This is a genomic window from Streptococcus sp. 5346 (assembly GCF_013277455.1).
In the GTDB taxonomy this organism is placed as follows: Bacteria; Bacillota; Bacilli; order Lactobacillales; family Streptococcaceae; genus Streptococcus.
On the sequence record NZ_VMMY01000014.1, the window covers coordinates 41,559 to 60,217 of the forward strand.

17 protein-coding genes are annotated in these 18,659 nt (G+C 37.6%); 11 read left to right on the forward strand and 6 right to left on the reverse strand.

Annotated features, from left to right (window positions below; genetic code table 11):
* Positions 1-164: 164 nt before the first annotated feature.
* The 6 genes from HT732_RS08435 (at position 165) to HT732_RS08460 (ending at position 8,499) form a co-directional block, all read left to right on the forward strand.
* The gene (locus tag HT732_RS08435; protein ID WP_000861543.1) at positions 165-1,082 is read left to right on the forward strand and encodes an ABC transporter permease subunit; all 918 of its coding nucleotides are present in this window, start codon (positions 165-167) and stop codon (positions 1,080-1,082) included.
* Between the two features lie 17 nt (positions 1,083-1,099).
* On the forward strand, positions 1,100-1,996 hold the full coding sequence (locus HT732_RS08440; RefSeq protein ID WP_000870790.1) for a carbohydrate ABC transporter permease: 897 nt from the start codon (positions 1,100-1,102) through the stop codon (positions 1,994-1,996).
* 9 nt (positions 1,997-2,005) lie between these two features.
* On the forward strand, positions 2,006-3,571 hold the full coding sequence (locus HT732_RS08445; protein ID WP_000792259.1) for an extracellular solute-binding protein: 1,566 nt from the start codon (positions 2,006-2,008) through the stop codon (positions 3,569-3,571).
* 205 nt (positions 3,572-3,776) lie between these two features.
* Complete coding sequence (locus tag HT732_RS08450; protein WP_173254597.1) at positions 3,777-4,421, forward strand: YesL family protein; 645 nt, start codon at positions 3,777-3,779, stop codon at positions 4,419-4,421.
* Entirely contained in the window at positions 4,418-6,631 is a 2,214-nt protein-coding gene (locus HT732_RS08455; protein ID WP_173254598.1) for a TIM-barrel domain-containing protein, read from the forward strand. Before HT732_RS08450 ends, HT732_RS08455 begins: the two co-directional genes overlap by 4 nt.
* 395 nt (positions 6,632-7,026) lie before the next feature.
* Positions 7,027-8,499: a peptide MFS transporter gene (locus HT732_RS08460; RefSeq protein WP_173254599.1), complete on the forward strand. Its 1,473-nt coding sequence runs from the start codon at positions 7,027-7,029 to the stop codon at positions 8,497-8,499.
* 369 nt (positions 8,500-8,868) lie between these two features.
* Here the strand turns inward: HT732_RS08460 and HT732_RS08465 are convergent, their stop codons facing one another.
* Genes HT732_RS08465 through HT732_RS08490 form a run of 6 tightly spaced genes read right to left on the reverse strand, consistent with a single transcriptional unit; the run spans position 8,869 to position 11,294 of the window.
* Positions 8,869-9,345 carry a glutathione peroxidase gene (locus tag HT732_RS08465; RefSeq protein ID WP_173254600.1) on the reverse strand — a complete coding sequence of 159 codons (477 nt, stop codon included), beginning with the start codon at positions 9,343-9,345 and terminating at the stop codon, positions 8,869-8,871.
* Complete coding sequence (locus HT732_RS08470) at positions 9,342-9,920, reverse strand: DUF3278 domain-containing protein (protein ID WP_173254601.1); 579 nt, start codon at positions 9,918-9,920, stop codon at positions 9,342-9,344. Before HT732_RS08470 ends, HT732_RS08465 begins: the two co-directional genes overlap by 4 nt.
* A gap of 26 nt (positions 9,921-9,946) precedes the next feature.
* Positions 9,947-10,273, reverse strand: a complete 327-nt coding sequence (locus HT732_RS08475) for a hypothetical protein (protein WP_173254602.1) — start codon at positions 10,271-10,273, stop codon at positions 9,947-9,949.
* A 9-nt stretch (positions 10,274-10,282) separates the two neighbouring features.
* On the reverse strand, positions 10,283-10,531 hold the full coding sequence (locus tag HT732_RS08480; protein WP_173254603.1) for a hypothetical protein: 249 nt from the start codon (positions 10,529-10,531) through the stop codon (positions 10,283-10,285).
* 10 nt (positions 10,532-10,541) lie between these two features.
* Positions 10,542-11,084 carry a DUF3278 domain-containing protein gene (locus HT732_RS08485; RefSeq protein WP_000712337.1) on the reverse strand — a complete coding sequence of 181 codons (543 nt, stop codon included), beginning with the start codon at positions 11,082-11,084 and terminating at the stop codon, positions 10,542-10,544.
* A gap of 15 nt (positions 11,085-11,099) precedes the next feature.
* The gene (locus HT732_RS08490; protein ID WP_001082470.1) at positions 11,100-11,294 is read right to left on the reverse strand and encodes a helix-turn-helix transcriptional regulator; all 195 of its coding nucleotides are present in this window, start codon (positions 11,292-11,294) and stop codon (positions 11,100-11,102) included.
* A 167-nt stretch (positions 11,295-11,461) separates the two neighbouring features.
* Here HT732_RS08490 and rsmH point away from each other — a divergent pair, with 167 nt between their 5' ends.
* The 5 genes from rsmH to HT732_RS08515 all read left to right on the forward strand — a co-directional run bounded on the left by rsmH (position 11,462) and on the right by HT732_RS08515 (position 18,627).
* Positions 11,462-12,412, forward strand: coding sequence for a 16S rRNA (cytosine(1402)-N(4))-methyltransferase RsmH (gene rsmH, locus HT732_RS08495; protein ID WP_173254604.1), 951 nt, complete (start codon positions 11,462-11,464; stop codon positions 12,410-12,412).
* A gap of 11 nt (positions 12,413-12,423) precedes the next feature.
* Positions 12,424-12,741: a cell division protein FtsL gene (gene ftsL / locus HT732_RS08500; RefSeq protein ID WP_050973699.1), complete on the forward strand. Its 318-nt coding sequence runs from the start codon at positions 12,424-12,426 to the stop codon at positions 12,739-12,741.
* Positions 12,742-12,744: 3 nt separating this feature from the next.
* On the forward strand, positions 12,745-14,997 hold the full coding sequence (pbp2X, locus tag HT732_RS08505) for a penicillin-binding protein PBP2X (RefSeq protein WP_173254605.1): 2,253 nt from the start codon (positions 12,745-12,747) through the stop codon (positions 14,995-14,997).
* Position 14,998: 1 nt separating this feature from the next.
* The gene (gene mraY / locus HT732_RS08510; RefSeq protein WP_173254606.1) at positions 14,999-15,979 is read left to right on the forward strand and encodes a phospho-N-acetylmuramoyl-pentapeptide-transferase; all 981 of its coding nucleotides are present in this window, start codon (positions 14,999-15,001) and stop codon (positions 15,977-15,979) included.
* A gap of 542 nt (positions 15,980-16,521) precedes the next feature.
* Positions 16,522-18,627 (forward strand): ATP-dependent Clp protease ATP-binding subunit, encoded by a 2,106-nt coding sequence (locus tag HT732_RS08515; RefSeq protein ID WP_173254607.1) that lies wholly within the window; start codon positions 16,522-16,524, stop codon positions 18,625-18,627.
* Positions 18,628-18,659 lie beyond the last annotated feature (32 nt).

Sequence of the window (18,659 nt, forward strand, 5' to 3'; positions counted from 1 at the left end):
ACGATATCATGTAACAAAACAGATATGTTTTATCAAGATGTCGGAAAAGTAATAGTTTTTAAAATTAAAAAACTGAAAAATTGATAAACCTAGTCCAAAAAGTTCTATTAAGAGAATTCTATATGGTGTAAAATAAACGTAGAAAATCAGATGGGAGGAAAAAAATGAAAGTAGCATCTCAACTTCATAAAATAAAATTAAAGCATAGTATTCCGTTATATATATTACTTTTTCCTTCAATATTGCTATTAATTTTATTTTCCTATATTCCCATGTTGGGACTAATTATTGCATTTAAAGACTATTCACCAGCCAATGGTATCTTTGCTAGTCAGTGGGTAGGATTTAAGTACTTTACTCAATTTTTCTCATCATTCCAATTCGGGACAACTATGTTCAATACATTAAAAATTTCACTTTATAGTATTGTAGTAGGATTCCCCTTACCTATTATACTAGCTATCATTAGTAATCAGTTAAGGGTTGGGAAATTTAGAAAAATATTTCAAGTGACAACTTACTTACCTCATTTTATCTCTACAATGGTTATGTGTGGGATGATCATCTTATTTTTATCTCCTACTAGTGGTTTGTTAGCGAATGTATTTAAGTCTGTTGGAATTACTATTCCAGATCTTTTATCAAAACCTAGTCATTTTGCAGGTGTTTATGTTTGGAGCGATGTATGGCAACATATTGGTTGGGATAGTATTATTTATCTAGCAGCGCTTTCTGCAATTGATCCTACATATTATGAGGCTGCAACTATGGATGGTGCCTCTAGGTTACAAAAAATTCGGCATATAGAATTACCATTGCTTTTGCCTACTGCTATGATTCTATTAATATTAAGAGCAGGTAGTTTATTAAGTGTAGGTTTTGAGAAAGTGTTACTACTACAGAATCCTCTTAATTTAGCAGGAAGTGAGATAATTTCGACCTATGTTTATAAAGTTGGTATGGTGAACTTTCAGTATAGTTATTCGACAGCTATAGGGTTATTTAACACGGTAGTTAATCTAATAATTTTGTTATCTGTTAACTGGTTCTCAAAAAGATATACCAGAACGGGTCTTTTTTAAAGGAAGGAGTGCTTAAGGTGAAATGGTTTCATAAATCAAGAAAAACGAACTCTGAATTATTATTTGATATAGTTACCTATGGTTTAGCAATTTTCCTTATCCTGTTAATTGTTTATCCGTTATGGTTTGTAGTGATTGCATCTTTTAGTAATCCTTCAGATGTTGCAAACGGGAAGGTATGGTTTATTCCAAGAGAATGGAAATTAGATGGATATTTACGTCTTATTCAACAACCTTTATTTTTGCGTAGCTATTTAAATACAATTTTATATACTGTTGTTGGTACCTTAGTTGCTTTAGTAGTCAATATTCCAGCTGGTTATGCTTTATCTAGAAAAGAATTAGTTGGTAGAAAATGGATGAGTATTCTATACATAATCCCTATGTTCGTATCAGGTGGCTTGATTCCTACCTACTTAACAGTAAAGAATGTTGGCCTAATTGATACATTTTGGGTAATGGTAATACCTTTTGCGGTTTCATCATACAATATTATTGTTGCTAGAACTTTCTTTAATAATAGTATTCCAGACGGGATGTGGGAGGCTGCGCAAATTGATGGATGTGGTACAATTCGTTATTTTATTAAGATAGTCGTTCCTTTATCAAAAGCTATTATAGCAGTTATTGGACTTTGGACTGCTGTTGGTATTTGGAATTCGTGGTTTAATGCTTTAATTTATTTAACGAATGAAAATTTACAACCATTGCAATTAATTTTAAGACGTTTACTAATTAGTAATCAAATGTTACAATCGCAAGCAACAGGAGAAGTTGCATCAGATCTTCGTATTAAAGCCGATATGATGAAATATGCAGCAATTGTTATTTCAACCGCTCCGATAATGTTGCTATATCCCTTTGTTCAAAAATATTTTAATCAAGGCGTAATGATTGGCGCCTTGAAAGAATAGGAGAAAAACATGAAAAATAAATCATTTACATATTTGTTCTTAGGAACAGTTACACTTGCTGGCTTAACAGCCTGTGCAAATTCTAATAATGCGAATAAGGACGATAAGTCTGGAGAAGATTCTTATAAAATCACAACTGTTCGTTGGTCTGACTGGGGGGAAGATTATCATAAAGGTTTTCTAACTGATTCTGCCAAGGAAGCAGGTATTGATGTTAAATGGGATACACTTGTAGCTGCAGATTGGGCAGATAAGAAATCTGTTTTGGTTGCTAGCGGAGATTTACCAGATGCATTTTTAGGTTCAAATGCTTTTACAGATTCAGAAATTGCTCAGAACCAATCTTTATTTATTCCATTGGAAGATTTAATCAAGGAAAACATGCCAAATTTAACTAAGGCTATGGAGAAAGAACCTAAGATTAAAGCGATGATTACTTCACCAGATGGTCATATCTACAGTCTACCTAAAAAATTACCGATGCGTCCTACAGTAGCTAATCAGCTATTTATTAATAAAAAGTGGCTGGATAATTTAGGATTAAAGGTTCCAGAAACTTATGATGATTTAGTAAAAGTACTACAAGAATTTAAGGATAAAGATGCGAACGGAAATGGAGATGCTTCTGATGAAATTCCATTCGGAGCAGGAAACTTTGATCCAACATTCTCATATATTCTTCCGTTCAATAATCGTTTAGGGGCAGATAATACATATGAAATGTCTGTAAAAGATGGAAAACCAGTCTACCTTCGTACAGAAGAAAGTTATAAACAAGGGATTGCAGCAATGCACGAATCTTATAAAAAAGGTTTGATTGATCCGGAAATCTTTACAGAAGATACCTCTATGAGTGTAGCGAAACGTATGGATAAGGGAGTATCTAGAGTAGGTGTTTCTAGTGGTTGGACAGCAGATGCAACGTTTGGCTTACATTCAAGTGAATATATTGCTCTACCTGCTTTAAAAGGTATGGATGGTAAACAATATGTCTTTTCTGATCCAGATCATTACAACTATGGTCGAAATGAAATTTTGATTACAAATAAGAGCAAAAACCCTGCTAAATTATTGAAATGGTTGGATAAATTATATACAGATGAAGCAAGTATTCAGAATTTCTATGGATCATTTGGAATAGCTACTGAAAAGAATGGTGATAAGTTTAAAGTGTTACCTCCTAAAGATGGTAAATCAGCTGATGAATGGGCATGGATTAATTCACTTCGAGATTTTGGTCCTAAATACGTAAGCGATGATATCAATAGTCGCGTAGAAATCGATCAAACACAAGGTGATGGATTGAAATTGAAGATGGACCAAGATTTGAAACAATTTGCGTTGCCAGCTTACCCTAATGTGATTTATTCACAAGAAGAACTTAACAAATTATCATCAATCTATGTGAGTATTGAATCTTATGTCAAACAACAAGCATCTAAATGGGTAGTTGAAGGCGGCATAGAAAAAGAATGGGACTCATACAAAGAAACTCTTAAGAATATGGGATTGGACGAATTTATGAAGATTCAACAGGAAGCATATAATCGTTACCAAAAAGAAGTAAAAGAGTAATATTTTATATGAACTCTTGGTTGTATGAACAAGGGACTAGCTAATTATAGGAAGCGAGACTGATAACATCAGATTATCTCGCTTCCTTTATTCTAATTTTTAAAGAAATTTGGAAATGTTTTTTAAATAATTTAGGTAATATTTTTGTACAACTGACATTATAAAATATAGAGTTAAGGCAATCGATTTTATGGAGATATCTATTATGCAAAAATTATTTTCATTAGATGGAAAAATGGTTAGAATTTTAACTTTTTTGACAGATTTAATTATTTTAAATACTCTATTTATTGTGAGTTGTATTCCAATAGTTACAATTGGGGCATCACTAACTTCTCTTACGACAATGTGGTATCGTATTTTAAAAGGTAAAGATACCGATATTGCTTATCATTATTTTCGGATCTTTAGACGAAATTTTAAACAATCAACTTTTATTTGGTTGTTTATCCTCCTAATAGAATTACTTTTATATGTGAACTATTGTCTTTGGGGCTATTCAAGTTTATTTTCAGAGTATAGTTTATTGTTAGTGTTGCCCTTTTTATTTGTTATAATACTTTTGATGAGTGTTATTTTTCCCTATATTGGTCTATTTAAAGATAATCTAAAAAATAGTATTGTAAATAGCGTATTAATTTGTATTTTAAATCCAATACAAGCTATCATGTTGGTTTTATTTAATATTTCTGTACTGTATATGAGTTTTAGTAGTCCAGAACGAGTTTTAACAGCTATTTACGTATTTACATTTGGGGGATTTGCTTTTTGCGGATTGATGAATGTAACGATAACGAATAAAATGTTTGATAAAGTAAAGCAATTTACTAAAAGGAGGAAAACAAATTGAAAATTTTTAAGGGAGAGTTTTATCGAATCTCTGTATTAACAGACAAGTTAGTAAGGTTAGAATACTCTCAAACTGGAAGTTTTGAGGATAGAACGACACAACTTATCTATAATAGAGATTTTGGCCAAGTTTCGTTAGATTATATCGAGACATCAAACGTACTAGATATTATGACGGACTATTTTCATCTGCACTTTAATAAAGGAGAATTTAACGCCGAAAATTTATTTATAGAATTAAAAGGAAATTTTGCCGTATATGGTAGTCGTTGGTATTTTGGTGAATCTATTGAAACGTTAAAAGGAACAGCTCGGACTCTGGATGAGGCAGATGGAGCAATCTCGTTAGAAGATGGAATTATTAGCCGAAATGGTATAGCCTTATTGGATGATTCTCAAGGATTTATTTGGGATGAACAGTCTGGCTATATTGAGAGAGAAAATCAAATTGACCTCTATTTCTTTGCCTATGGACATGATTATAGAGGAGCAATCAGAGACTTTTACCATTTGACTGGCTCAACACCCTTGTTGCCAAGATATGCTTTAGGCAATTGGTGGAGTAGATATTGGCCTTATACGTCGGATGAATACTTGGATTTAATAGACAGATTTGAAACAGAGAAAATTCCATTATCTATCGGTGTGTTAGATATGGATTGGCATATAACTGAAATTCCAGCCCGTTTTGGAAGTGGGTGGACAGGATATAGTTGGAATAAAAACTTAATACCTAATCCAGAACAGTTATTGCAACAACTTCATGATAGGAAGTTAAAACTCTCCTTAAATGTCCATCCTGCTGATGGTATACGGGCTTATGAAGAAGTTTATCCTCGAGTTGCCAAACGATTGGGGTTAAATGTAGAATTAGAGGAACCTGCTATTTTTGATTTTTTTAATCCATCTTTTAGAGAAGCCTACTTTAAAGATGTTCATTATGAGCTAGAAAAGCAAGGAGTAGATTTTTGGTGGATTGACTGGCAACAGGGGACTCAAGGCATGTTGGATCCACTGTGGCTTTTAAACCATTATCACTATCAGGATAGTTGTAAAAATGCAGAAGGTGGTTTGATTTTATCAAGATATGCAGGGCCGGGTAGTCACCGCTACCCTGTTGGTTTTTCAGGGGACACTATTATTAGTTGGAATTCCTTAAGATTTCAACCTTATTTTACAGCGACAGCATCAAATATCGGTTATAGTTGGTGGAGCCATGATATTGGTGGGCACATGCTGGGGGATTATGACGAAGAGCTACAAACTAGATGGCTACAGTTTGGTGTTTTTAGTCCGATTACTCGCTTACATAGTTCTAGAAGTCCCTTTAATAGTAAAGAACCTTGGTTTTTTTCAGAAACAACATCTAAGATTATGAAGAAATACCTTCGTTTGAGACATCAGATGATTCCCTATCTATATACCATGAATGTAAAGACACACGAGGAAGGTGCCCCTTTAATCAGCCCAATGTATTATTTCTACCCAGAGAATGATGAGAGCTATAATGTTCCAAATCAATACTTTTTTGGAACAGAACTGATGGTGGCTCCCATTGTAGAAAAGATGGATTTGGAATTCCAATCTGCAAAAGTAGATGTATGGTTCCCTGAAGGTGAATGGTATGACTTCTTTTCAGAGAAAAAATATACAGGTGGTGTGAAGTTGAGTGTTTATAGAGACATTTCGACTATACCTGTGTTTGCAAAAAGTGGTGCAATCATTCCCTTGGTTGGTTCTGAGATAGATATGGGTGTTGATTTACCTGAAGTTGTAGATTGGTATGTATTCCCAGGCAAGCAACATTCTTTTGAAATGATTGAAGATCAAAATGGTCAAAGATATAAAACAAGATTATCAATCGACTGGGAAATGGGGATGGTAGAGCTAACATTACAAGGAGATTCTAGTATCGTTCCAAGTAATAGAAAACATAGAATTCATTTTAAAGGAACGAATGTGTCTATGATTGAATTGCCAAATAAGAATGATACAGCTAGATTTGAATGGAAAGATCATAAAAGGACATCCCTAAATGATGAAGTTTTCAGACTACTAAAGACTGCTTCTCTTCCATATGAATTAAAAGATAGATTGTTAAATCAATTCATCAATGCCAAAAATTCTCATGAGTTAATGAATATCTTGCATCATCAGGATAAGGAATTGAGAGGGCGTTTGTTGGAAATGATATTTACTAGCGAAAACTAATTGAGACATTTCGTACACAATTTCTATTCTTTGATTGCTAATTATTATTTTTTAATGTGTAACAGTTTTACATCTCTATGCTTATTGGCTTGTATTTTAGTAATTACAAGTTTGGCATAGGGATGTTTTTTGTTTACTGAAGAGGAGAGGATAAGTATGTTTCGAGGTTTAAAACATTTTTCAACTAAATAAGAGCAAATTTTTAAAGGTGATTTTTCAAAGTAACTTTCGCTTGCCTGACCGAAGTGGAAGTTAGTCTGAAATGGAGTTTTATGATGGAATTAAGTATGAGACGTGTGATTTTTTCAGAAATTTTCTAAAACAAACAGGATTTGTTTGACATTTATTTGAAAATTCTGTAAAATGAATTATTATATCGTTAAAGGAGAATATATATGGAAAAACAGAAAACATTTTTTGGACATCCTATGGGCTTGTCCACCCTCTTCTTTACAGAAATGTGGGAACGCTTTTCTTACTATGGAATGCGAGCTATCCTACTTTACTATATGTACTATAGTGTGCAAGATGGTGGATTGGGAATGGATAAGACCACAGCTGCATCGGTTATGGCGATTTATGGCTCGCTGGTATTTTTGTCCTCGGTTATCGGTGGTTTTGTCAGTGACCGTATTTTAGGAAGTCGTAAGACTGTCTTTTACGGTGGGATTCTGATTATGCTAGGGCATATTGCTTTGGCAACACCTTTTGGACAAGTGGCTCTCTATCTTTCTATTGCTTTGATTATCTTTGGTACTGGATTTTTAAAACCCAATATCTCAGATATGGTGGGGGGAATTTATGAGAAAGAGGATGATAGACGGGATGCAGGTTTTAGTATCTTTGTCTTTGGTATTAACTTAGGTGCCTTCGTTGCCCCTTATCTAGTGGGTTATCTAGGTCAGGAAGTCAATTTCCATCTAGGTTTCTCATTAGCTGCTATTGGGATGTTCTTTGGTCTAGTGAAGTATGTTTTGGATGGGAAGAAATATCTGCCTGAATCAAGTCTTTACCCCACTGATCCACTTTCACAGAAGGACCAGCAGACCTTGATTAAACGCTTGCTGATTACACTTGTCATGGTTATTCTGGTGGTTATAGGTTTAGTCTTTACTCACCAGTTTAACGTGGATATGATTGTTAATATCTTTACAGTGATTGCGGTAATCATTCCAATCTACTATTTCTTTAAGATTTTATCTAGTCAGAAAATAACTGCCACTGAAAGATCTCGAGTATTTGCCTACATTCCTCTATTTATCGCTGGAGTACTCTTCTGGTCTATTGAGGAGCAGGGTTCTGTTGTTCTCGCTCTATTTGCGGATGATCAAACTCAACTTTACTTTAATGTATTTGGGAATCAGATTCATTTTCCATCTAGCTTTTTCCAAAGTATCAATCCCCTTTTCATTATGATTTATGTGCCGATTTTTGCGTGGTTGTGGGGGAAAATGGGTAAAAAGCAACCATCCTCCGCTAAGAAATTTGCTTACGGTTTATTTGCGGCGGGTTTATCCTTCTTGTGGATGATGTTACCAGGGATGTTCTTTGGGACAGATGTTAAGGTCAGTCCTTTCTGGTTGATTATGAGTTGGGCTATTGTGATTGTGGGGGAGATGTTGATTTCGCCTATTGGTCTATCAGTCACTACTAAGCTAGCACCAAAATCCTTCCAAGCACAAATGATGTCTATCTGGTTCTTGAGTAATGCAGCTGCCCAAGCTATCAATGCTCAAATTGTAAAATTTTATACAAGCGAAACTGAAGTGGCTTACTATGGAATTGTTGGAGGAATTACGATTGTATTCGGTATTATCTTACTCTTCTATGTTCCACGTATTGAAAAACTAATGTCTGGTATCAAATAGAGAAAAACTGGAATTTCTGTAAGAATTCTAAAAGTTAGATAAATTATTCATTCAAAGGATTTAGTTCTGTATTGTGCAGGGCTAAGTCCTTTTAGTTTGATTAAAACTCATGATGTTTATGATATTCCTAGTAGACATTTATTCATTTGTTCTATTTAATACTCAATGAAAATCAAAGAGCAAACTAGGAAACTAGCCGCAGGTTGGTCAAAACACTGTTTTGAGGTTGTAGATGAAACTGACGAAGTCAGTAACATACATATGGCAAGGCGACGTTGACGTGGTTTGAAGAGATTTTCGAAGAGTATTAATTAAAAATCTCACTATTCATTAGGATAAAAGAAACCTAATCATAGTGAGATTGTGAAATTATAGTAGGGTTCGTATGGCCTCTTCAATTTGTTTTGGGTCTGTTTTTGAAGAGAAGCGTTCAAAGACTTGCCCATCACGACCGATGAGAAACTTAGCGAAATTCCATTCAACTCGTTTTCCCAGTGAGCCAGATTTTTGTTCTTTCAACCAAACATAGAGAGGATCTGCTTCCTTACCGTTGACCTTTATCTTGGCAAAACGTGGGAAGGTGGTCTGATAATGTAGGCTACAGAAGGCGTTGATTTCCTCTGGGCTACCTGGTGCTTGTCCCATAAACTGATTGCAAGGGAAGTCTAAAATCTCAAAACCTTGTTCTTGATAGCGGTCATAGAGTTCTTGAAGTCCTTGGTACTGGGGCGTTAAACCACATCCGGTAGCAGTGTTGACAACCAAGAGAACTTTCCCACGATAGGCATCTAGTGGAGTTTCTTGATGGTCTTGGTTGAAGACTGAAAAATCGTATAGTGAAGTCATTGCTTGCTTTTCTCCTTCTGTTTGGTATTTTTAGGAGTTTTCTCCTCCTGTAGGGATAGAAATCCGTAGGTCAGGGTTCCAAAAATGCTACCGATAATCAGGCCATACATCAGGAAAGGAACACTTTTATCGAATTGCATGAGCAATTTCACAAAATCTGAAAGGGACATCTGCTGAACGAAGACTTTATGAAAGATGAGTAGGGTAAAGAGGCCAATCTGAAGACCGATAAACACAACCCAGCTTCGAAATTTGATTTGGGCTTTGCTGTAGGTTTTGAGGATGATTTCTGACTTGTCATCCTTTTCAAGATGAAGCTCTTGGACGGCTCTTTGGGTTTTTAAAGTAATGAAAAAAATGAGTCCAGAGTAAACGTAGGGCATGGCATAGCGAACGACCTCTATGAAGCGTCCAAATAATAGATAAAACAAGAAGAGAAAGAAGGAAGAATAAACGATTTGGACCATGGAACGGGCACAAGCTTTATAGATAATTTCTTGTCGGCATTCATCAAAAGGACCTTGGATGTGAAAGAGATTTCGAAGTAGGCGAGTGGTGAAGTCTTCTTTTTTCATGCTAGTAACCTCCTAAATGAGCGGTTTTACTGACTTTCTTTTACGAATTGATAGAGATAATAAAGATAAATGATGGAAGAAAGGCTAGCGATAGTCAGCAGTAAATAATATTTCCAATCGCTTGATATGAGCATCAGTTGTGGAAAAGATAGAATCATAAAGTATAGTGCTAAGTTAAGTGTGCGCGTTTTTGGGGAGTCAATCTTTAGATAAGTCAGTCCTTTGTTAAGGGCTAGAATAAAGACTAGCACGAGGAATGTCTCGTCGATTGGCAAGTTCCCTGAAACGATGATGAAGATGAGCAGAGAACTGAACAAAATATGATAGGTAAGTAAAGTTAGTAATGATTTCATAAGCACCTCCTAATTCTCATCTTGATCTTTCTTAGCTTTTGCAATACGAAGTGAGTCGACAATATGTATCATCACTCCGAAAAAGAAAGCTCCCAGTATAGTTTTAAAAATATGTTTTGTATTTAGAAGAGAACTGATAAAATTTGGATTTTCACTTGTTAGGGTATCAATGAGTGGAATTATAAAAAATATCACTGTTCCATAAATCGAACCTGCTTTCAGACCAGGATAACGTAACTGTTTCTTTTCTTTTTTCATGAGTTTCCTCCTAATCCTCATCTTGATCTTTCTTAGCTTTTTCAATGCGACGTGAGATGATAATTTGTATAATCACTCCGAAGAAGAAAGATTGGAGAATACTTGAAAAAATATTTTTAAAAGTGAGAAGAGACTGAAGATAGTCCTGACTTTCACCTAGCAGTATATGGAGAAGAGGGGTTACAAAAAAACTCATCAATCCATAGACTATCCCTACTTTAAGACCTGGGTAGTGTAGTTGCTTGCTTTCTTTCTCACTCAGCATATCTGGATCAATAGCTGTAATCCCTGTTTTTTTGGTTTGGGAGAGCACATAGAGAGCAGAAATCATCGAAATGCCGAATACCACAATAGGATAGCCGATAGCGACAATTTGCGGGTATTTATAAGCGAGGACAAAGGGGATGAGATTTCCAAATGTCATCAGATAAAAGAGGATGATAAAGACTTGATTGCCGATACGATCAGCCTCGCGTCGTTTGTGTTCATCAAGTGGTCCTGAAATGCCATAAATGCGTTTGATCAGTTTTTCCGTGAAGGTTTCTTTTTTCATAAGTTGGCTCCTTTTTTAAAAATCATCCTCCCAAAAGAGACTGTTGAGGTCAGTTTGGAGGCTGCGGGCGAGATTGAGACAGAGTTCCAGGGTTGGATTGTACTTGTCGTTTTCAATCATATTGATGGTCTGTCTCGAGACACCGATATCCTTGGCGAGTTCGAGCTGGGAAATACCTAGTTCCTTGCGAAATTCTTTCACACGATTCATCTGGTCTCCTTTCTGATTTGTGTCGTATATATTTGACTACATTATATTCTTTTAAACATGAAGTGTCAAGTATTTTTGACATATTTTTTGAAGAAATTCTTACTTGTTTGTGGCCTATTTGTCTGACTAGTGCAAGCTAGTCAGATTTGTGGTAAAATAGATAAGATATGACAAAAGAATTTCATCATGTAACGGTCTTACTCCACGAAACGATTGATATGCTCGACATAAAGCCTGACGGTATCTACGTTGATGCGACTTTGGGTGGAGCAGGCCATAGCGAGTATTTATTAAGTAAATTGAGTGAAAAAGGCCATCTCTATGCCTTTGACCAGGACCAGAATGCCATTGACAATGCGCAAAAACGCTTGGCACCCTATATCGAAAAAGGGATGGTAACCTTTATCAAGGATAACTTCCGTCATTTACAGGCACGTTTGCGCGAAGCTGGTGTTCAGGAAATTGATGGAATTTGTTATGACTTGGGAGTGTCTAGTCCTCAGCTGGACCAGCGTGAGCGTGGTTTTTCTTATAAAAAGGACGCGCCACTGGATATGCGCATGAATCAGGATGCTAGTCTGACAGCCTATGAAGTGGTGAATCACTATGACTATCATGACTTGGTTCGTATTTTCTTCAAGTATGGTGAGGACAAATTCTCTAAACAGATTGCGCGTAAGATTGAACAAGCACGTGACGTCAAGCCTATCGAGACTACGACTGAATTGGCAGAAATTATCAAGTCGGCCAAACCTGCCAAGGAACTCAAGAAGAAGGGTCATCCTGCCAAGCAGATTTTCCAGGCTATTCGGATTGAAGTCAATGATGAACTGGGAGCAGCAGATGAATCTATCCAGCAGGCTATGGAGATGTTGGCTCTAGATGGTAGAATTTCAGTGATTACCTTTCATTCCTTGGAAGACCGCTTGACCAAGCAGTTGTTTAAGGAAGCTTCAACAGTTGAAGTTCCAAAAGGCTTGCCCTTCATCCCAGATGATCTCAAGCCTAAGATGGAATTGGTGTCCCGTAAGCCAATCTTGCCAAGTGCAGAAGAATTAGAAGCCAATAACCGCTCGCACTCAGCCAAGTTGCGCGTGGCCAGAAAAATTCACAAGTAAGAGGAAAAAAGATGACAGAAAGAATGGAAAAAACAGGTCAAATACTACAGATGCAACTTAAACGGTTTTCGCGTGTGGAAAAAGCTTTTTACTTTTCCATTGCTGTAACCACTCTTATTGTAGCCATTAGTATTATTTTTATGCAGACCAAGCTCTTGCAAGTGCAGAATGATTTGACAAAAATCAATGCGCAGATAGAGGAAAAGAAGACCGAATTGGACGATGCTAAGCAAGAGGTCAATGAACTATTACGTGCAGAACGTTTGAAAGAAATTGCCAATTCACACGATTTGCAATTAAACAATGAAAATATTCGAATAGCGGAGTAAGATATGAAGTGGACAAAAAAAGTAATCCGTTATGCGACCAAAAATCGGAAATCGCCGGCTGAAAACAGACGCAGAGTTGGAAAAAGTCTGAGTTTATTATCTGTCTTTGTTTTTGCCGTTTTTTTAGTCAATTTTGCGGTCATTATTGGGACGGGCACTCGCTTTGGAACAGATTTAGCGAAGGAAGCTAAGAAGGTTCATCAAACCACCCGTACAGTTCCTGCCAAACGTGGGACTATTTATGACCGAAATGGAGTCCCGATTGCTGAGGATGCGACATCTTATAATGTCTATGCGGTCATTGATGAGAACTATAAGTCAGCAACGGGTAAGATTCTTTACGTAGAAAAAACACAATTTAACAAGGTTGCAGAGGTCTTTCATAAGTATCTGGACATGGAAGAATCTTATGTAAGAGAGCAACTCTCGCAACCTAATCTCAAGCAAGTTTCCTTTGGAGCAAAGGGAAATGGGATTACCTATGCCAATATGATGGCTATCAAAAAAGAGTTGGAAACTGCAGAGGTCAAGGGGATTGATTTTACAACTAGCCCAAACAGAAGCTATCCAAATGGACAATTCGCTTCTAGTTTTATTGGTTTAGCTCAACTCCATGAAAATGAGGATGGTAGCAAGAGTTTGCTGGGAACTTCTGGGATGGAGAGTTCCTTGAATAGTATTCTTGCAGGGAAAGACGGTATTATTACCTATGAAAAAGATCGTCTGGGTAATATTGTCCCCGGAACAGAACAAGTTTCCCAGCAAACGGTAGATGGCAAGGATGTTTATACAACTATTTCCAGCACCCTTCAGTCCTTCATGGAGACACAGATGAATGCCTTTCAAGAAAAAGTAAAAGGCAAGTATATGACGGCTACCTTGGTTAGTGCTAAAACGGGGGAGATTCTTGCAACGACGCAGAGACCAACCTTTGATGCCGATACTAAGGAAGGACTTACCAAGGACTTTGTTTGGCGTGATATCCTCTATCAAAGTAACTATGAGCCAGGGTCACCCATGAAGGTCATGACGCTCGCTGCTGCTATTGATAATAATACTTTCCCAGGAGGAGAAGTTTTCAATAGTAGTGAGTTAAAAGTAGCAGATGTTACTACCCGAGATTGGGACGTCAATGAAGGATTAACTGTCGGAGGAATGATGACCTTTTCTCAAGGGTTCGCTCACTCAAGTAACGTTGGGATGACCCTTCTTGAGAAAAAGATGGGAGATGCTACCTGGCTTGATTATCTTAATCGCTTTAAATTTGGTGTTCCGACCCGTTTCGGTTTGACGGATGAGTATGCTGGGCAACTTCCTGCGGATAATATTGTCAGCATTGGGCAAAGCTCATTTGGGCAAGGGATTTCAGTGACCCAGACGCAAATGATTCGTGCCTTTACCGCTATTGCCAATGATGGCGTCATGCTAGAACCTAAATTTATCAGTGCCTTGTATGACCCAAATGACCAATCTGTTCGGAAATCTCAAAAAGAGATTGTAGGAAATCCTGTTTCTAAAGATGCAGCCAGTCTAACTCGAACCAACATGGTTTTGGTAGGAACAGATCCAGTTTATGGAACCATGTATAACCACAGCACAGGCAAGCCAACTGTAACTGTTCCTGGTCAAAATGTCGCCCTCAAGTCCGGTACGGCCCAGATTGCCGATGAGAAAAATGGAGGTTACTTAGTTGGTACGACCAATTACATTTTTTCGGCTGTGTCGATGAACCCTGCTGAAAATCCTGATTTTATTCTCTATGTGACGGTTCAACAGCCTGAGCATTATGCAGGTATCCAGTTGGGAGAATTTGCCAATCCTATTTTGGAAAGGGCAGTGGCTATGAAAGATTCCCTTAACCTGCAATCTACCGCTAAAACGTTAGATCATGTAACCAATCAAAGCGTTTATGCCATGCCTAGCATTAAGGATATTTCACCCGGTGATTTGGCGGAAGCCTTACGTCGCAATATTGTGCAACCAATCGTTGTGGGAACAGGAACAAAGATTAAAGAATCATCTGTAGAAGAAGGGACAGATCTTGCACCTAACCAGCAAGTTCTCCTCTTATCTGATAAAGCAGAGGAAGTTCCAGATATGTATGGTTGGACAAAAGCAACCGCAGAAGCTTTTTCTAAGTGGTTAAATATAGAACTTGTATTTGAAGGTTCAGGCTCTACTGTGCAGAAGCAAGATGTTCGTGCTAATACAGCTATCAAGGACATTAAAAAAATTACATTAACTTTAGGAGACTAATATGTTTATTTCCATCAGTGCTGGAATTGTGACATTTTTACTAACTTTGGTAGGAATTCCAGCCTTTATCCAATTTTATAGAAAGGCGCAAATTACAGGCCAGCAGATGCATGAGGATGTTAAACAGCATCAGGCAAAAGCTGGGACTCCTACAATGGGAGGTTTGGTTTTCTTAATTACTTCTGTTTTGGTTGCTTTCTTTTTCGCCCTATTTAGTAGCCAATTCAGCAATAATGTGGGAATGATTTTGTTTATCTTGGTCTTGTATGGCTTGGTTGGATTTTTAGATGACTTTCTCAAGGTTTTTCGCAAAATCAATGAGGGGCTAAATCCCAAGCAGAAATTGGCTCTTCAGCTTCTAGGTGGAGTTATCTTCTATCTTTTCTATGAGCGTGGGGGCGATATGCTTTCAGTCTTTGGTTACCAAGTGCATCTAGGGATTTTCTATATTCTTTTCGCCCTTTTCTGGCTAGTCGGTTTTTCAAACGCGGTCAACTTGACAGATGGCATTGACGGTTTGGCTAGTATTTCCGTTGTGATTAGTTTGTCAGCTTATGGAGTTATTGCCTATGTGCAAGGTCAGATGGATATTCTTCTAGTGATTCTTGCCATGATTGGTGGCTTGCTCGGTTTCTTCGTCTTTAACCATAAGCCTGCCAAGGTCTTTATGGGAGATGTGGGAAGTTTGGCTCTCGGTGGAATGCTGGCAGCTATCTCTATGGCTCTCCACCAAGAATGGACTCTCTTGATTATCGGAATTGTTTATGTCTTTGAAACAACTTCGGTCATGATGCAAGTCGGCTATTTCAAAATGACTGGTGGTAAACGTATTTTCCGTATGACGCCTGTGCATCACCATTTTGAGCTTGGAGGATTGTCTGGTAAAGGAAATCCTTGGAGCGAGTGGAAGGTTGACTTCTTCTTTTGGGGAGTTGGGCTTCTAGCAAGTCTACTGACCCTAGCAATTTTGTATTTGAGATAAGAATGACACCCTGATGTTTCAGGGTGTTTTTGCATTCTAAAAAATATTGGTCAATTAAAGTCAAATCTCTTGACCTTTTCTGACTAATGTAGTATATTATGAACGTAAGGTAAATGAAAGCCTTACTCGAACACTTACACTCAATGAAAATCAAGAGCAAACTAGGAAGTAGCTTTAGGCTGCTCAAAACACGGTTTTGAGGTTGTAGATAAGGCGGAGCTGATGTGGTTTGAAAAGTGTAAAAAAATATTGGTCAGTCAAAGTCAAATCATTTGACCTTTTCTGACTAATGTAGTATATTATGAACGTAAGGTAAATGAAAGCCTTACTCGAACACTTATTTAAAGTAAAATAGAAAGAGGTGGGGTCTATGTTTCATCTAGAAATCTTCAGAAGTAAAGATAGTCTACTCCTGCTTGAAAAAGAAAAACCAGAAATAGTACCTAGAGTAGCCATTTAGCTAGTCTAAATTTTTTAAAACAAAGGTCAAAGATAGTCAATATCAGTAATCATAACTAAGTAAACAAAAAGAGGTAAAGAATATGAACAACAACTTTAATAATTTTAATAACATGGATGATTTATTTAACCAATTGATGGGTGGTATGCGAGGATATAGTTCTGAAAATCGCCGTTACTTGATTAATGGACGAGAAGTGACACCTGAAGAATTTGCTCACTATCGTGCAACCGGTCAATTGCAAGGGAATGTAGAAGCTAATGGACAAATGCAACAACAGGCTTCAGGTATAAAACAAGATGGTGTCCTTGCTAAACTAGGTCGAAACTTGACTGCAGAAGCGCGTGAGGGCAAGTTGGATCCTGTTATCGGACGAAACAAGGAAATTCAAGAAACGTCTGAAATCCTCTCACGTCGAATCAAGAATAATCCTGTTTTGGTCGGAGATGCAGGTGTTGGTAAGACAGCAGTTGTCGAAGGTCTAGCACAAGCCATTGTGAACGGAGATGTTCCAGCAGCCATTAAGAACAAGGAAATTATTTCCATTGACATCTCAGGTCTTGAGGCTGGGACTCAATATCGTGGTAGCTTTGAAGAAAATGTCCAAAACCTAGTCAATGAAGTGAAAGAAGCAGGGAATATTATCCTCTTCTTTGATGAAATTCACCAAATCCTCGGTGCTGGATCTACTGGAGGTGACAGTGGTTCTAAGGGGCTTGCGGATATTCTCAAGCCAGCTCTCTCTCGTGGAGAATTGACAGTGATTGGCGCAACAACTCAAGACGAATACCGTAATACTATCTTGAAAAATGCAGCCCTTGCTCGTCGTTTCAACGAAGTCAAGGTCAATGCTCCTTCAGCAGAGGATACATATAAAATCCTTCAAGGAATTCGTGACCTCTATCAACAACACCACAATGTCATCTTGCCAGACGAAGTTTTGAAAGCAGCGGTGGATTATTCTGTTCAGTATATTCCTCAACGTAGCTTGCCAGATAAGGCTATCGACCTTGTAGATGTAACGGCAGCTCACTTGGCAGCTCAGCATCCAGTAACAGATGTTCATGCTGTTGAACGTGAAATTGAGGCAGAAAAAGACAAGCAAGAAAAAGCAGTTGAGGCAGAAGATTTTGAAGCAGCTCTAAACTATAAAACACGTATCGCAGAATTGGAAAAGAAAATCGAAAACCACACAGAAGATATGAAAGTGACTGCAAGTGTCAACGATGTGGCTGAATCTGTAGAACGAATGACCGGTATTCCAGTGTCACAAATGGGAGCATCAGACATCGAGCGTTTGAAAGATATGGCTCATCGTCTGCAAGACAAGGTGATTGGTCAAGATAAAGCCGTAGAAGCTGTTGCTCGTGCTATCCGTCGTAACCGTGCTGGTTTTGATGAAGGCAATCGCCCAATTGGTAGCTTCCTCTTTGTAGGTCCAACTGGAGTTGGTAAGACAGAACTTGCTAAACAATTGGCGCTTGATATGTTTGGAACTAAGGACGCAATCATCCGTTTGGATATGTCTGAATACAGTGACCGCACAGCTGTTTCTAAGTTAATTGGTACAACAGCAGGATATGTGGGTTATGATGATAATAGCAATACCTTGACAGAACGTGTTCGTCGCAATCCATACTCTATCATTCTCTTGGATGAAATTGAAAAGGCTGACCCTCAAGTCATTACCCTTCTCCTCCAAGTTCTAGATGATGGTCGTTTGACAGATGGTCAAGGAAATACAGTAAACTTCAAGAACACTGTCATTATTGCGACATCAAATGCTGGATTTGGTTATGAAGCAAACTTGACAGAAGATGCGGACAAACCAGAATTGATGGACCGTTTGAAACCATTCTTCCGTCCAGAATTCCTCAACCGCTTTAATGCAGTTATCGAGTTCTCACACTTGACGAAGGAAGACCTTTCTAAGATTGTGGATTTGATGTTAGCTGAAGTCAACCAAACCTTGGCCAAGAAAGAGATTGATTTGGTAGTCAGTCAAGCAGCTAAGGACTGTATCACAGAAGAAGGTTATGACGAAGTCATGGGTGTTCGTCCTCTCCGTCGTGTGGTTGAACAACAAATCCGTGACAAAGTCACAGACTTCCATTTGGATCACCTAGATGCCAAACACCTAGAAGCAGATATGGAAGATTGTGGTTTGGTTATTCGTGAGAAAGCCTAAGACAGAATTTTGAGAATAAAAAAGAAGGAGCC

Coding starts and splice junctions, on each gene's coding strand:
- HT732_RS08475 (WP_173254602.1), bottom strand. CDS start 10,273: ATGAAATCATTACTAACTTTACTTACCTATCATATTTTGTTCAGTTCT.
- mraY (WP_173254606.1), top strand. CDS start 14,999: ATGTTTATTTCCATCAGTGCTGGAATTGTGACATTTTTACTAACTTTG.
- pbp2X (WP_173254605.1), top strand. CDS start 12,745: ATGAAGTGGACAAAAAAAGTAATCCGTTATGCGACCAAAAATCGGAAA.
- ftsL (WP_050973699.1), top strand. CDS start 12,424: ATGACAGAAAGAATGGAAAAAACAGGTCAAATACTACAGATGCAACTT.
- HT732_RS08485 (WP_000712337.1), bottom strand. CDS start 11,084: ATGAAAAAAGAAACCTTCACGGAAAAACTGATCAAACGCATTTATGGC.
- HT732_RS08445 (WP_000792259.1), top strand. CDS start 2,006: ATGAAAAATAAATCATTTACATATTTGTTCTTAGGAACAGTTACACTT.
- rsmH (WP_173254604.1), top strand. CDS start 11,462: ATGACAAAAGAATTTCATCATGTAACGGTCTTACTCCACGAAACGATT.
- HT732_RS08450 (WP_173254597.1), top strand. CDS start 3,777: ATGCAAAAATTATTTTCATTAGATGGAAAAATGGTTAGAATTTTAACT.
- HT732_RS08515 (WP_173254607.1), top strand. CDS start 16,522: ATGAACAACAACTTTAATAATTTTAATAACATGGATGATTTATTTAAC.
- HT732_RS08490 (WP_001082470.1), bottom strand. CDS start 11,294: ATGAATCGTGTGAAAGAATTTCGCAAGGAACTAGGTATTTCCCAGCTC.
- HT732_RS08470 (WP_173254601.1), bottom strand. CDS start 9,920: ATGAAAAAAGAAGACTTCACCACTCGCCTACTTCGAAATCTCTTTCAC.
- HT732_RS08480 (WP_173254603.1), bottom strand. CDS start 10,531: ATGAAAAAAGAAAAGAAACAGTTACGTTATCCTGGTCTGAAAGCAGGT.
- HT732_RS08465 (WP_173254600.1), bottom strand. CDS start 9,345: ATGACTTCACTATACGATTTTTCAGTCTTCAACCAAGACCATCAAGAA.
- HT732_RS08460 (WP_173254599.1), top strand. CDS start 7,027: ATGGAAAAACAGAAAACATTTTTTGGACATCCTATGGGCTTGTCCACC.
- HT732_RS08435 (WP_000861543.1), top strand. CDS start 165: ATGAAAGTAGCATCTCAACTTCATAAAATAAAATTAAAGCATAGTATT.